This is a genomic window from Zhongshania guokunii, from assembly GCF_040892635.1.
GTDB lineage: Bacteria > Pseudomonadota > Gammaproteobacteria > Pseudomonadales > Spongiibacteraceae > Spongiibacter > Spongiibacter guokunii.
On sequence record NZ_JBFRYA010000004.1, the window covers coordinates 1 to 14,554 of the forward strand.

16 protein-coding genes and 1 pseudogene are annotated in these 14,554 nt (G+C 53.2%); 9 read left to right on the forward strand and 8 right to left on the reverse strand.

Annotation, left to right across the window (positions count from 1 at the left end):
- Positions 1–278: 278 nt before the first annotated feature.
- Together AB4876_RS05445 and AB4876_RS05450 are read right to left on the reverse strand one after the other, a co-directional pair.
- Positions 279–794 carry a hypothetical protein gene (locus AB4876_RS05445; protein ID WP_368380635.1) on the reverse strand — a complete coding sequence of 172 codons (516 nt, stop codon included), beginning with the start codon at positions 792–794 and terminating at the stop codon, positions 279–281.
- 356 nt (positions 795–1,150) lie between these two features.
- Positions 1,151–2,551: an aminotransferase-like domain-containing protein gene (locus tag AB4876_RS05450; RefSeq protein WP_368380636.1), complete on the reverse strand. Its 1,401-nt coding sequence runs from the start codon at positions 2,549–2,551 to the stop codon at positions 1,151–1,153.
- Positions 2,552–2,901: 350 nt separating this feature from the next.
- Between AB4876_RS05450 and AB4876_RS05455 the strand changes: the two genes are divergently transcribed.
- From AB4876_RS05455 to AB4876_RS05495, 9 genes and pseudogenes are all read left to right on the forward strand, one after another.
- Positions 2,902–3,384, forward strand: a complete 483-nt coding sequence (locus AB4876_RS05455; RefSeq protein ID WP_368380637.1) for an MSMEG_0572/Sll0783 family nitrogen starvation response protein — start codon at positions 2,902–2,904, stop codon at positions 3,382–3,384.
- 12 nt (positions 3,385–3,396) lie between these two features.
- Complete coding sequence (locus AB4876_RS05460; protein WP_368380638.1) at positions 3,397–4,422, forward strand: Nit6803 family nitrilase; 1,026 nt, start codon at positions 3,397–3,399, stop codon at positions 4,420–4,422.
- Entirely contained in the window at positions 4,364–5,479 is a 1,116-nt protein-coding gene (locus AB4876_RS05465) for an MSMEG_0568 family radical SAM protein (RefSeq protein WP_368380639.1), read from the forward strand. The genes AB4876_RS05460 and AB4876_RS05465 overlap by 59 nt, the downstream gene beginning before the upstream one ends.
- Positions 5,480–5,491: 12 nt before the next feature.
- A complete protein-coding gene (locus AB4876_RS05470) occupies positions 5,492–6,193 on the forward strand; it encodes an MSMEG_0567/Sll0786 family nitrogen starvation N-acetyltransferase (RefSeq protein WP_368380640.1) in 702 nt (233 codons plus the stop codon).
- Positions 6,190–7,194 carry a sll0787 family AIR synthase-like protein gene (locus AB4876_RS05475; RefSeq protein ID WP_368380641.1) on the forward strand — a complete coding sequence of 335 codons (1,005 nt, stop codon included), beginning with the start codon at positions 6,190–6,192 and terminating at the stop codon, positions 7,192–7,194. Before AB4876_RS05470 ends, AB4876_RS05475 begins: the two co-directional genes overlap by 4 nt.
- Positions 7,182–7,469 (forward strand): MSMEG_0570 family nitrogen starvation response protein, encoded by a 288-nt coding sequence (locus tag AB4876_RS05480; RefSeq protein ID WP_368380642.1) that lies wholly within the window; start codon positions 7,182–7,184, stop codon positions 7,467–7,469. The genes AB4876_RS05475 and AB4876_RS05480 overlap by 13 nt, the downstream gene beginning before the upstream one ends.
- Positions 7,470–7,522: 53 nt before the next feature.
- Entirely contained in the window at positions 7,523–8,797 is a 1,275-nt protein-coding gene (locus AB4876_RS05485; protein WP_368380643.1) for an MSMEG_0569 family flavin-dependent oxidoreductase, read from the forward strand.
- Between the two features lie 178 nt (positions 8,798–8,975).
- A pseudogene (locus tag AB4876_RS05490) lies at positions 8,976–9,107 on the forward strand (YnfA family protein); the annotation flags it as partial.
- 63 nt (positions 9,108–9,170) lie between these two features.
- On the forward strand, positions 9,171–9,800 hold the full coding sequence (locus tag AB4876_RS05495; protein WP_368380644.1) for a helicase-related protein: 630 nt from the start codon (positions 9,171–9,173) through the stop codon (positions 9,798–9,800).
- Between the two features lie 173 nt (positions 9,801–9,973).
- Here the strand turns inward: AB4876_RS05495 and dnaB are convergent, their stop codons facing one another.
- The 6 genes from dnaB to rlmB all read right to left on the reverse strand — a co-directional run bounded on the left by dnaB (position 9,974) and on the right by rlmB (position 14,542).
- Positions 9,974–11,416 (reverse strand): replicative DNA helicase, encoded by a 1,443-nt coding sequence (dnaB, locus tag AB4876_RS05500; RefSeq protein WP_301029987.1) that lies wholly within the window; start codon positions 11,414–11,416, stop codon positions 9,974–9,976.
- A 191-nt stretch (positions 11,417–11,607) separates the two neighbouring features.
- The gene (gene rplI / locus AB4876_RS05505; RefSeq protein WP_368380645.1) at positions 11,608–12,054 is read right to left on the reverse strand and encodes a 50S ribosomal protein L9; all 447 of its coding nucleotides are present in this window, start codon (positions 12,052–12,054) and stop codon (positions 11,608–11,610) included.
- Positions 12,055–12,093: 39 nt separating this feature from the next.
- Positions 12,094–12,942 carry a YybS family protein gene (locus AB4876_RS05510; protein WP_368380646.1) on the reverse strand — a complete coding sequence of 283 codons (849 nt, stop codon included), beginning with the start codon at positions 12,940–12,942 and terminating at the stop codon, positions 12,094–12,096.
- Positions 12,943–12,959: 17 nt separating this feature from the next.
- The gene (gene rpsR / locus AB4876_RS05515) at positions 12,960–13,187 is read right to left on the reverse strand and encodes a 30S ribosomal protein S18 (protein WP_008246166.1); all 228 of its coding nucleotides are present in this window, start codon (positions 13,185–13,187) and stop codon (positions 12,960–12,962) included.
- A gap of 22 nt (positions 13,188–13,209) precedes the next feature.
- Entirely contained in the window at positions 13,210–13,653 is a 444-nt protein-coding gene (gene rpsF / locus AB4876_RS05520; RefSeq protein ID WP_368380647.1) for a 30S ribosomal protein S6, read from the reverse strand.
- A 142-nt stretch (positions 13,654–13,795) separates the two neighbouring features.
- On the reverse strand, positions 13,796–14,542 hold the full coding sequence (rlmB, locus tag AB4876_RS05525; RefSeq protein ID WP_301029991.1) for a 23S rRNA (guanosine(2251)-2'-O)-methyltransferase RlmB: 747 nt from the start codon (positions 14,540–14,542) through the stop codon (positions 13,796–13,798).
- Between the last annotated feature and the right edge of the window lie 12 nt (positions 14,543–14,554).

Below are 14,554 nucleotides of genomic sequence, written 5' to 3' on the forward strand. Positions count from 1 at the left end.
CATCGAAATGTTTTACAACTCGACACGCAAGCATGGTACAAACGGATTGCTGTCACCAAGGCAGTATGAAGACCGTTTCAAATTGAATAACGGAGTGGTCTAAAGTTTTGGGGGCTATTCATAGATCGTAGATACCATCTGAGAAAGCTAGCCCCTTTGCATAAATCCTAAGATCTTGAGTCATTATATATCCTTATTCTGAAGCTCGACCGGAGTGCTAAGGCCAGTGTAATTTACGTTCTGAAGCACAGCGTAAACACGTACGGTTGACACACTTGTTAGGACTTATACTTAGCACACGGTGAAACTGTTCCATCAGGATTTGAGGCCGCCCCGCATGCATATTCAAGAAACTCGACATCAGTTTCAACCTCCCTGCCTCCAGAATAACCATGAAGCGTGTGATGCTCTCTTCTTTCCAAAGGCGCTCCGCACTTTGGACACACAAGATCATAATCTTTCATAAGCTCAGCTAAAGTTGACAGCTGTTCTTGAACACCCCTAACTTCTGATTCCTTTAGTTCAATTTCTTCTTCATGCAGAGTTCCATCGGCTCTTAGCCTTTCAATTTCTGATAGTTGACGCTCAACTCTACTTGATAAAGATTCAGCCAATGCATCTGAAGTTTGACTTTCTAATTCATTTATCTTTTCAGCCAATACATCTATGCGCTCTTTTTGTAATTCAATAAGGCTATCTTTGTTAGCAACAAGAGACCGATATATTCCAAACAAAGCCAGAACAAAAACTGACAATGAAATTATTTGAGTGTAAAAAATTATATCGTTGCTCATATAGAACTCTTATGCCCTAACAGTTACCTGAAAACTCTGGCCACATATCACTTTACCCCCCTATAAAGGAGTGAGCATCAACATTGATTGAATAATGTTAGGGAACTCAATGAAGTGGCGACTTCGCTATCAACGAATGCCGGTCAAACAAAGACTGTCCCTGTATTTCTGCCAGATATCCCTTTTCCTGATCATATCGCGTTTCTTCTGATTTTCAACGACTTAAATTACCGGTCACGATGTTAATCGGAATGACACTACAACTCCCACGCGCTGGCGATATTATCGGCTCGCTTTTGCCTGCACTTTATTATGATCTATTACAGTCTGCGCCTTAGATAAACACCCCTGCCACGTCAGTGGGTGTTCGATGACAAAAAGGCGGGCTGGTCAATAATATCCGCAAGTTGCTGAAGGCCTTCTTCCCAATTATCGCGACTGATTGGGCCGCCGTAGCAGATGCGCAGGGCATCGGGTGGATTATTGTCGGTACTGAATGCGGCACTGGCAACGGCGCTGACACCGAGGGCGCGGAGCTGCACCGCCAATTCAGAGGGGTTCCAGTTAGAGGCCTTGGGTAATTTCAGCCACAGGTGGAAAGCGCCCTTGGCTCCGGCAATACGATTGCGACCTAGATATTGTTCTGCCAGTTTTAAGCGCGCGCTGCCTTCTGTGCGCACTGCTTTTAACATGGCGTCGGCGGTGCCATCCATTATCCACGCGCTCACCAGTGCGTCGGTCAAGGGACTAGACATGACCGACAGTGCTCGCATTGCGCCTGCGGCTCGTTGGGTCTGCCGCTTGCCGGGTGTGTGCAAAAACGCTGAGCGCAGTCCCGGCCCAAAACATTTGGCGGTGCCGGTAATGTAGTAAGTTAGCTCAGGCGCCAAATCGGCAAAGGCAGTCACTGGCTCGTCGCTGAGCATGGTGTAGGCGTCATCTTCAATAATAGGGATACTGTAACGCAGGGCAACATCGGCCAAGCTTTGGCGGCGACTTAGTGGGATCGTTGTGGTGGTGGGGTTGTGAATGGTGGGGTTTACATACAATACCGCTACCCGCCCTTCCTTGCAGACCTCTTCAAACGCCCTCGGCAGTGGGCCATGCATATCGCGTTCTAGCGAATGCAGGGTTAACCCAAGTTGCGCCGCAATGGCCTTCATTCCCGGATACACCAAGCTTTCGACACACACCAGCTGGCCCGGCGAGACTAATTGCGTCATTAAGCCCACAAGGGCGCTGTGAATACCAGGGCAGATCAGAATCTGTTCTAAGCACGCATTTTCTAAACGGCGATCCAGCCACATGAGTGCGGTCTCGCGCTCGCGCTGGCCGCCACCAAAGGATTGATAGCGCAGCAGAGAATACAGGTCGTGCTGGGCGAGCACGGCAATTGCGCTGTCGCGCACTTGTTCTATTAGGGTGGGTATTGCGGGTTCAATTAAGAGGTTCATGGTCATCTCGTAACCGCCCTTAACCGAACCCAAGGCCAATACTTTGCCTTTAACGAAACTGCCCGAACCGGGATGAGACTCAATTAAGCCGCGTCGCTTGGCTTCGTTATAAGCCCGTGCCGCCGTGGTGTAATTGATATCGACTGCCGCCGCGAGATCTCGCAGCGTGGGCAGGCGGTCACGGGCTTGTAGTCGTCCCGACTCCACATCTTCAGCAATTAAATCGGCAATTAATAAATAGGCTGGCCGCCCTTTTTCTTTAGCCAGCGTCTTTGCCCAGCGCTGAAGCTCTGCCAAATTCATAAACCTACCACCTATGTCTCGATACCGCAGGGAAATTGATCGTATCATTCGTAAAAATTGATTGCATCACAAATCATGTGCCGTCTCGCTCCGCCCCACAAGCTCGCACACACCTCAAAAAAGCCCGTTCGCGGTGCAAAACCACAGAATTCAAGGATGAGTAATTTGCCAAGACAAAATCATAAAAAATAATTAGCTCAAATTTTCGGTTAGTGCGATGGCATTGATTGCATATTGATTGCATAAAACCAAAAATTGATTGGCATATTGATTGCTCTTATTACATTGCATCATCGGATCACATGCCGGTGGTATCACTTTTAAGCACTCGCTAATGGAGAGACCCAATCATGCCAAAAGTAACGCAAGCAATGCACAAAGCCGGTGACTTTTTTGTCGACTACGAAGAGAAAGTCTTTGAAGACGTTAAAGCCGAGGCGGGTCAAAAAGCCTTGGTTACCTTTCACACAGTGGCCTTTGAAGGCTCCATCGGTTTCGTCAATATGCTGCAAGCCACACGACTGCTGCGCAAAGGATTTGAAACCTCAATTTTACTCTATGGCCCCGGCGTTACCTTGGGTCTACAACGCGGTTTTCCCACCATTGGTGACGAAGCCTTTCCCGGCCATTTAAATTTTAACAATCAGCTTGGCAAGTTCATGGCCGAGGGCGGCAAAGTCTACGCCTGTCGCTTTGCCCTGCAAGCCCTTTACGGCCACGGCGAGCCATCGCTGATTGAAGGCATTCGGCCGATCAACCCTCTCGATGTGCTCGACCTCAAGCTTCTGCACATTCGTGACAATGCCGTCATCATCGATACTTGGACTGTGTAAGGACCTTATAGCATGGCGCAGAGCAACACGATTCGCGCCGCTGCCGTTCAGCTCTCTCCAGATTTGGAGAGTGCTGAAGGTACGCTGGCCAAAGTGCTAGACACCATTGATACGGCGGCCGCCAAGGGCGTCGAAATCATTGTGTTTCCTGAAACCTTCTTGCCCTATTACCCGTATTTTTCCTTTGTTTACCCGCCGGTGGCCTCCGGGCCAGAACACCTGCGACTATACGAGGAGGCCGTTGTGGTGCCCGGCCCTATCACCCGCGCGGTTGCCGAGCGCGCCCGCGCAAAAGAAATAGTGGTGGTACTGGGCGTAAATGAGCGCGACAACGGCAGCCTCTACAACACCCAACTGGTATTCGATGCCGATGGCGAACTCCTACTCAAGCGCCGCAAACTCACCCCCACATTTCATGAACGTATGATTTGGGGGCAAGGCGATGCCTCCGGTTTAAAAGTGGTCGACACCCGCGTTGGCCGTGTTGGCGCCTTGGCCTGCTGGGAGCACTACAATCCCCTAGCCCGTTACGCCCTAATGACCCAGCATGAACAGATACACTGTAGTCAATTTCCCGGCTCCTTGGTCGGCCCTATTTTTGCAGATCAGATTGAAGCCACGATCCGTCACCACGCTCTTGAAGCCGGCTGCTTTGTGGTCAATTCCACGGGCTGGTTAAGCGATGCCCAGATTGAGTCTATTTCCCCCGACCCCAAATTACAGCGCGCGCTGCGCGGTGGCTGCAACACCGCCATTGTGTCGCCAGAAGGCGTGCATCTCGCACCGCCGCTGCGCGAAGGTGAAGGCTTGGTCATTGCCGATCTCGATCTCAATTTAATCACCAAACGCAAGCGCATGATGGATTCAGTCGGCCACTACGCCAGACCGGAGTTACTCAGTTTGGCCATTAATGACAAACCGGCTAGCTATAGCCAGCCGATGCCCAGCAGTACAGCCACCGTCACAGGAGACGTCAGCGATGAAGCCGAATCCCGCATCGAAGCCAACAGCCAAATCCACGCAGCGGCTGATCACTGAGCTACAAACCCAAGGCTTGCGACTTGCCGGTGGCCAGACTGACCAGCTGCGCCGCAAAGGTGGCGCCGGCCCCAGTGATCATCAGGCCATCACGATTGCTGACACCACGGTGATGGTGCCAATTTACAGCGACGCAGCATGGGACTCCGCTTTTTCGGTGGGCGAGCACAATGGTGTGAGCACTCTCAAGCAGGGCGACATTCCCTTAAGCGATATTAGCTTTGTGACTACGCCGCGTTTTTATGATTTGCACACTGCCGAGGGCATTCCCTATTCCCATATCGCCACGCTGCACAGCCGCGATGTGCTGGCGACCACGGTATTGCAAACCTGTATCCGTTACGAGAGCCGCCGCAAAGCCTGTAAATTCTGTTCTATTGGGCAATCACTCAGGGCGGGGCGCACCATCGCCCACAAAACGCCGCAGCAACTTGCCGAGGTGGCCAAAGCTGCCGTCGAACTAGACGGCATTAAACACATGGTAATGACCACCGGCACCCCCGCCACCGCAGATCGCGGCGCCGCCGTGCTGTGCGACAGCGCCCTCGCAATTAAGGCGGCGGTGGCGCTGCCAATTCAAGGCCAGTGTGAACCGCCCCGCGACCCAATCTGGTATCAGCGCATGAAAGACGCCGGTATCGACGCCCTCGGCATGCATCTGGAAGTTGTTACCCCCGCACTGCGCAATGAACTGATGCCCGGCAAGGCCGAACTCAGCCTAGAAGTCTATATGCAGGCCTTTGCCGATGCCGTTGCGGTATTTGGTCGAGGTCAAGTCAGCACCTATATTTTGGCGGGTCTCGGCGACAGCGCCGAAGCCATTCTCAACTGCTGCGAACAATTAATTGCGCTGGGAGTTTACCCCTTTGTGGTGCCCTTTGTGCCGATTCGCGGCACGCCACTGGAAGATCACCCCAGTCCCTCTGCCGATTTTATGGAACCGCTGCTACAGGGTGTCGCGGCGCAACTCGCCAGCGGCCAACTGCGCTCCGCCGACATTAAAGCGGGCTGCGGACGCTGCGGTGCCTGCTCAACCTTAGCCAAGTACGAGCATTAAAGGAGCGCCGCCATGACCACAGCCCAATGCCAATTAACAAAGTCACAGGCCGGACCTCAAGCCCCACTGTTTGGCGCACTACCCTATAGCGGCTACACCATTAAGTGGGCGAGCTTGCCCTGGGAAATTGCCGAGGCCCAAGCCCTGCGACGCCGAGTATTTTGCGAAGAACAAGGTCTGTTTGAAGATCACGACCTTGATGCACTTGACGCAATAAGCAGTGACCTAAAGACAGGTGAGCAACAAGCCCGCACCCTCGTCGCCCTGGGCAGTCTGTGCGGCTGGCACGAACAAGTCGTGGCCACGGTGCGCATTCATCAAGAGGCACCGGGTGTTTGGTACGGTTCGCGACTAGCGGTAGACAGAGATTTCCGACGCCAAGGACAGCTCGGCGCCAGCCTAATCAAATTGGCGGTATCTAGCGCCCACGCCCTGGCTTGCAACTGCTTTTTGGCCAATGTGCAATTGCAAAACGAGACGCTATTTAAACGTCTGCACTGGCAGCGTATTGGCAACAATATTGTGCGCGACCAAGAACACGCCTTAATGCAGGCCAACTTAGATTATTACCCGCCGTTCCACACCCCCTACAGCGGTTTTATGGTGCGCAATCGCCGGGTTCGCAGCTCTTCGGCCGAGCTCGCGCCTAGCCTGCTGTCACTACAAAGCAGGCAGTTTGCCAATACCCTGCGGGTGGGAGACCAAGCGCCATGAACCTACGTCAATTACTGAATCAGGTATATCAACACTCGGGTATCGACCACAAACGCGACATCAAGCGCCTAACGCCTCATATGCCCACCTTAGCCGCTGGGCTGCACCCCAATGGCGATGACACCGCTGCACTGCCTCACCCTTACGGCCACACTTTGCTGGCAATAGAAGGCTTTATTGAGGAGTTTGTCGAACACGACCCTTGGTTTGCTGGCTGGTGCGGGGTAATGGTGAATATTAGCGATATTGCTGCCATGGGCGGTCGCCCCAGTGCCATCGTCAACGCCATTTGGGATAAGGGCGGCAGCAAGGCTGAGCTGCTTATGCAGGGCATGTGCGACGCCGCCAACACCTACGGCGTCTCGCTGGTTGGCGGCCACACCAATCTGCGCGCCAATAGCACCCAGTTAGCCGTGGCCATTCTCGGCCATGCCCACCACTTGCTCAGTAGCTTTAGCGCTCGCCCCGGACAAGTACTGGTCGCCGCCATCGACCTGCGCGGCGAGTACCGAGCGCCCTTTCTCAATTGGAACGCCGCCACCTCGGCGCCGCCAGCCAGATTGCGCGGGGATATCGCCCTGCTGCCAGAAATTGCTGAATTAAAACTGGCCACGGCGGCAAAGGACATTAGTCAGGCCGGGCTGCTCGGTACGGCGGTAATGCTACTCGAATGCTCCGGTGTCGGCGCCGAAATTGATTTGAACGCGATTCCCCGCCCGAATGCCGCGCCGTGGGCAGACTGGCTGTGCAGCTTCCCCAGCTTTGGCTATTTGCTCACCACCGATCGCGCACAGCTGCCCGCGTTATTAGAAAAATTTCAGGCCCGTGATATTGCTGCTGCCGAAATAGGCCGAATTATTCGCGAGCCGATATTGAACGTGCGCGACGGCGAAGCCTATGAATCGTTTTGGAATCTGAGCACCTCAAGCTTGACTGGACTGGGGCCGAGCCCCACCCAATTGCCGACAACCCCTTTGGAGAAACGCCCATGCCCGCTTTAAATTTTACCGTGCGCTGGCCCGACGGCAGCGTCGACGTCTGCTATTCGCCGTCTACCGTATTGTACGAACATATTGAAGCAAATCAGCGCTATAGCCTTAAGGAATTTCTACACCGCAGCAAACTGGCACTCAACGAAGCCAGCGCCCGCGTCGAACGCAAATACGGCTATCAATGCAGCAGCGCCATGGATCAGCTCAGCCGCATTAACAGCAAAGTCGCGCAATTTAAATCACTCGACGATAGCGTCGTCGAAATCATTAGCATCACCACATAAAGCCAAACCCACAAAATTTTCGTTATGCATTAGCACATTGCAGAGGCACAAACATGAATACCCCAAGCACCCCTATTCAACACCTCCCCGTCATCATTGTTGGCGGCGGCCAAGCGGGCCTGTCGGTCAGTTATTATTTGCAAGAACAGAGTATTGAACACCTGATCTTTGAACGTAAAACCCTCATGCACAGTTGGCAAAGCCAGCGCTGGGATTCCTTTACTCTAGTTACACCAAACTGGCAGTGCAATCTCCCCGGCCACCCCTATGATGGCGATGAGCCAATGGGCTTTATGAAGCGCGACGATATAGTCGCCTATCTCAAGCGCTTTGCAGATAAACTAAAACCACCTGTGCGCGAAGGTGTCACCGTCAATCGCCTTAGTGTGAACGCCGATGGCAGCTATGAAGTTTTCACCAGCGCGGGTCACTATCGCTGCGACCAAGTGGTGATCGCCTCAGGCGGCTATCAGGCCCCCATTATTCCTCGCATGGCAGAGAAACTGCCCAGCACGCTATTTCAAATGCACTCGGCGCAATACAAAAACCCAGCGCAACTCCCCGACGGCGCAGTGCTTGTAGTCGGCTCCGGACAGTCTGGCGCGCAAATCGCCGAAGACCTGCACCTGGCTGGACGCAAAGTGATTCTCGCCACCGGCGACGCGCCTAGAGTTGCCCGTCAGTATCGCGGCAAAGATGTGGTTGAGTGGTTAGATGAAATGGGTTACTACAATATTTCTGTCGACCAACATCCACTGCGTGAAGGCGTGCGTGACAACACCAATCACTACGTTACCGGCCGCGATGGCGGCCGCGAAATTGATCTGCGCCGCTTTGCCACCGAAGGTATGGAACTCTACGGAACAATGGAGGATTTCGACGGCGAAAACCTGCTATTCCGTCGCAATTTGGCCGCTAATCTCGATCACGCCGACAGCGTCTATCGCAACATCAATTCACGGATAGATACGTGGATTAACGAGCAATGCATTGACGCCCCGCTTGCCAAAGAATATTTGCCACCGTGGCAACCCGAGCTAGAACGCAGCAAGCTGAAACTCGCCGACGCTGACATTGGTTGTGTACTGTGGTGCATTGGCTATCGTCCCGACTTCGCGTGGCTGGATACCCCGGTATTCAATGGCATGGGCCACCCCCAGCACCGGCGTGGCGTCAGCCCCCAGGCGGGCCTGTATTTTATTGGTTTACCCTGGTTGCACACGTGGGGATCTGGGCGCTTCTCTGGCGTGGCCAAAGATGCTGAGTTTTTAGCCCAGCAAATTTCCGCGCAACTGACAGCAAAAAAAATGGGGGTGGAAATGGTTTAATGCCGCTGTAATTTTAGGAATCAGATTGCTCAGCGCTGGCCAAGTGTTATTGTAGGCTGGCGTTTAACACGCACTGCTTTACTGCAAAACAATAAGCGCATAGTGGTAAACTTCTAATTAAACCGCCTCAGTGAAGCCTGACTAAAACCATATTATTACTGCACAGAGGTCAATTTCTTTGCCAGAACTAAAAACAGTCGCACTTTTCTTCATTACAGCACTCGCTGAGATAGTCAGTTGTTACCTGCCCTATCTTTGGCTACGCCAAGGGAAATCTGTTTTGTTGCTTATACCAACAGCAATGAGCTTGACAGCTTAGCGAACTGCTTGAGCCAGCAATGCCGATGCCGATGCCGATATTATTGAAAAAGTCGTGCGCGACCTGCTGGATCGCTTCGGCACTGGCCGCATGTTATTCCGTAATACCCGCGCCTCGGTAGGCGGCTTCCCCCAGCGGGTCTTGCACGAACACCCGCTAGACGCCCCAGTAGAATACCAATCCGCACTCGACCTAGTCGACGAAGAATCTGACCTGCACTCGGAACTCTTGCTAGGCGATGCGTGGATTAAACTCGACCCCCGCGTCCGCTGGGTAGAGAAATTTTTGCTGCGACACCCCGACGACAATGTCTTACTGATTTGCAGCGGCAAAAACGCCGCCCAAGACTTGGAGTTGCAGCTGCGAGTACGACGCGGCATCGCCAGTGCGGTATTCGTTGAAGAGCTCAGTCTTATTGAGCGCGACCGCGCCGCGGCGTATTTTGCCGCCCCCGAAGATGGCGCCCAAGTGCTCACCTGTTCCGAGATCGGCAGCGAAGGCTGCAATTTCCAGTTTGCCCAGCATCTGATACTGTTCGACCTACCGCGGAACCCCGACCTGCTCGAGAAGCGCAAACTGATCGACAACGCCCATATTCCAGACAATCCTGCGCTGGCCAAAGACCCGCAAATTCTTGAGGCCTTAGCCAAAGGTTACTGTGTGCAGGCGTTTAGCGCGCATTGATTTTTTGGGAGATGCAGGACGCTTGATGGATGGCGGTAAACGCTAAAATCAAAGTAAAATCTAGCGAGCGCAGCGAATGCCTTTCAGCCTCAAGCATACGCCTTAAGCCGCTTAATCCAAAAGCCGACGCACAGCGTTGCGTCTCCCCTCTCCCGCCAAGCATTTAGCCAGCATCAATACTCGTCTGGCGCTTCGTAGCCAAAGGCCAAATTTTCGAAGCGCGTATGCTTGCCCACAAAGCTTAAGCGCGCGGTTCCTATGGGACCGTTACGCTGCTTGCCGATGATAATTTCGGCCATGCCCTTGTCTGCCGACTCTTCGTTATACACTTCGTCGCGGTAAATAAACATGATCACATCGGCATCCTGCTCGATGGCGCCCGATTCCCGCAAATCCGAATTGATCGGTCGCTTATTTGGCCTTTGCTCCAAGGCGCGGTTCAGCTGCGACAAGGCAACCACCGGACATTCAAATTCTTTGGCAATACCTTTTAAGGAGCGGGAGATTTCAGAAATCTCCGCGGTTCGGCCTTCGCTGCCGTTGCCGGCGACCTTCATCAGCTGCAGGTAATCGAGCATGATCATACCGACGCTGCCGTGCTCACGCACAATCTTACGCGCCCGCGAACGAACCTCGGTGGGGGTCAGCGCGGGAGTGTCATCGATGAACAACAGCTTATCTTTGAGCTTGGTCACCGCCGAGCTCAACTTGGGCCAATCCTCTTCTTCCAAACGGCCGGTCCGGATTCGAGTCTGGTCAATGCGCCCTACCGACGACAGCATCCGCATCATCAGCTGATTGGCGGGCATCTCCATACTGAACACCAGAATGGGCTGCTCGCTCTTCATCAGCGCGTTTTCAACGAGGTTCATCGCAAAAGTAGTTTTACCCATCGAGGGACGAGCGGCGACGATGATCAAATCGGAGTTTTGCAAGCCCGAGGTCATTTCGTCGAGTTTTTCAAAGCCGGTGGTTAAACCCGTTACCGCATCTTCATTACTGAACAGCTCGTCGATTTTATCAACCGCTGACTTCAATAGCGGGTTGATGGGAGTGAGGCCGCCGGTTTTAGGGCGCTCCTCAGAGATCTGCATGATGGCCCGCTCGGCTTCATCCAAAATCTCGTCGCTGTTGCGACCTTCGGGATTAAAGCTGCTGTCGGCAATGGCATTGGCCGCACTAATTAGCGAGCGAAACGTTGCGCGCTCGCGCACGGCTTGGGCGTAGGCGCGAATATTAACGACAGAGGGGGTATTATTGGCGATCTCGGCCAAATACGCGGCGCCGCCGACCTGATCTAGCTGCCCAGCCTTAGCGAGCTCCTCGGCGAGTGTTACCACGTCTATCGGCAACTCGAGGGTGATCAAGCGCGTCATTTGCGCGAATATTTTGCGATGCTCGGGGCGGAAGAAATCGCCCTCGCCAACCACGTCAGCTACCGAGTCCCAGCTTTCGTTGGCGATCATCAGACCACCAAGCACAGACTGCTCTGCCTCTACCGAATGGGGGGGCATTTTCAGTTGCGCAAAATCGCTCTCTTCTTCAAAGGGCGGCGGAGATTCAGAATAAGCTTCGGGGTACACGGAACCATCACTAGGAATAAACAGATCGGGCATTGTGGCAAAAAAAAAGCACCGCCGCTACAAAGAACGGCCGTGCTTTTTACACCGATTACAGCGCGCTTATCGCTGTTTTAAATCCTATATCCTGCCCACACAACTGGCGGACTATATATGTAAAGGCCGCCAAGCAGCCTCTGCACTCGCCAAATTAGATTTGGCGCTAGATCAAAAACAGATCAGCAAACTTACTCAGCAACAACCGCAATGCTAACGGTCTGAACTACATCGCTGTGTAGTTGAACTGCCACGTCGTAAGTGCCCAGGTCGCGAATTGGACCTTCTGGCATACGTACTTCGCTTTTGTTCACTTCAACGCCAGCTGCAGTTACTGCGTCAGCAATATCGCGAGTACCGATAGAGCCGAACAGCTTGCCGCCATCGCCAGAATTAGCTTCAATGGTTACTGTCAGCTCAGCCAGTTTAGCGGCGCGGGCATCAGCAATACTGCGCTTTTCAGCAGCAGCTGCTTCAAGATCAGCGCGACGCGCTTCAAATTCAGCTACGTTTGTTTTAGTGGCTGGTACAGCTTTGCCAAAAGGAATCAGGAAATTACGACCATAGCCGCCTTTTACATTAACCTGATCACCCAAGTTGCCAAGCTTGCCAATTTTCTCCAGCAGAATCACTTGCATGGTTCTCACCCTCTTAAATTCGCCTGCGTTTGCGCCGCTCTATGGTTGAGAGCGATTCGGCAAACGCCGCCTAATATCAATCCAACTATCCACAATCGCCACCAATATCAAGGCCGCCCACAGCGGTCCCAATAACAACAGCGCTACGTAAAAAACTATTAACCACGCGCGGCCTAACCCTAAGCGTCCCGCTGCACCATGTACCAAGGCAATACCCGATATCACTATGGGCAGTAAACACATCACACCCCAAAAGCGATAATCTCCACCAATATTACTCAACAGCAACATTAGCGCGACCAAGGTCACTGTTATGGTCGGAGGCAAACGAAACTGCCACATCTCCTGACGAAATCCGCCGGGATTGTACAGAATCGACTGCCACCACCGCGCCAACATCACTGCCAGCGTACTCCATAACACAGTGCTAACACCGATCACCGCGGCGATATCGCCATTGCCAATCTCTGGCAAACGCCCAGAAGCAGAAACCTGCATCCGCTCTAGCATGGGTTGCACCATTGCCAGAATCGAGGCCAGATAATCACCGGCCAAGTGCATCAAGATCAATGCTGTTAGCAACCCGGCGCCAACCGCGGCCAGCATTGCGTAAGCCCATTGCTGGGTACTGCGCAATACGGCGGCGGTGGCTGCGGCACCAAGAAGCATGGTCAAAGGACCAACATCCGCTCCAATAGCGGCCACCGCGATTGCCGGTAACAGTGCCCAAAAAACCACATAGGCACCTTCGCTCAAGCCTTTTCGCAACATCACTAATGTTGCGGCTGCAACGCCAACCCAAGCAAACATGAGCGTACCAACACCCAAGCCTGCAACGGCTACCGCCTGCAAGCGCCCTTTCATAATAAATTCAGCTAAGGCGCGCATGATTTTACGTCGTTTAATTACTTATGGCTGTCTGTGTAAGGCAGCAAAGCAAGGAAACGCGCGCGCTTAATTGCGGTAGACAATTGGCGCTGGTATCTAGCATTTGTACCAGTGATACGGCTAGGTACAATTTTACCTGTTTCTGAAACATAGGCTTTCAGGGTTTCCAGATCTTTGTAATCGATCTGGCTGACGCCTTCCGCGGTGAAGCGGCAAAATTTACGACGACGGAAAAAACGTGCCATAACTATTCTCCTAACTCAGCAATTATTCAGCGTCGTCTTCAGCCGTATCGGCTTCAGAGTTACTATTGTCATCAGTCGTCGACTCAGAGTCGTCACGGCTGCGCTCAACACGCTGTTCGCTGCGGCTACGACGCTCGCGGCTCTCGTTTTCTGCTTTCATGATTGGCGACTCTTCAGTCACGGCTTCATCGCAGCGAATAACGAGGTTACGCAGAACGGCGTCGTTATAACGGAAGTTAGTAGTCAATTCTTCCACAGCTTCAGCAGACGCTTCAGCATTGATCAGCACGTAGTGTGCTTTGTGGATTTTATTGATTGGATAAGCCAGTTGACGACGGCCCCAATCTTCTAGGCGGTGAACTTTACCGCCGTCTTTTTCTATGGCTTGCGTATAACGCTCAACCATACCTGGTACTTGTTCGCTCTGGTCGGGATGGACCAAGAACACTATCTCGTAGTGACGCATTTTTCAGCTCCTTACGGGTTAAGCCACCCTTTACGGTGTGACAAGGAGGACAGCTCCGCCCAAAACGGTCGGAACTACCAATAAATCAAGAGCGCGGATTTTAGGTAAGTCGGCAACTATATGCAAGGGATTAGCACAATTATTAGCCAATACCGCCTTTTTGACGCTGGCGCACGGCCTCAAACAAACAAATGCCGGTCGCAACCGACACATTTAAACTACTTACCGAACCCGCCATTGGCAGCTTAGCCAAATAATCGCAGTTCTCGCGAGTTAAACGACGCATGCCGCTGCCCTCAGCGCCCAACACCAGCGCCCGAGGCCCAGACAAGTCGTGTTCATAGAGCGACATCTCTGCCTCGCCAGCCATGCCCACCACCCAGACCCCAGCCTGTTGCAATTGCTGAAGACTGCGAGCGAGATTGGTAACCTGCACAAAGGGCACTACCTCGGCGGCGCCACAGGCGACTTTTAATACCGTGGCGCTGAGCCCCACCGAGTTATCGCGAGGTGCAATGACCACCGTAACGCCCGCGGCGTCGGCACTGCGCAGGCAGGCGCCGAGATTATGCGGGTCGGTAACGCCATCGAGCACCAACACCAGCGCAGCACTGCCCGCCGCTGCCACCAAATCTAAGAGATCTTTTTCTTGGAATTGCGGGGCCGCCTCAACCAAGGCAATCACGCCCTGATGCCGCCCCTCAACCATGCCATCAAGCTCAGGGCGCGCCCGCTGCACAACATGCACTTTCGCCGATTTAGCGAGATCGAGCACCTCTTGCAAACGCTTATCTGCGCGCCCACTCTGCACATACAATTCCTGAATGCGCTCTGGGCTGCGGGCCAACACGCTTTGTACCGCGTGAATACCAAATATTTTCTCTGCCACGTTATTAAATCT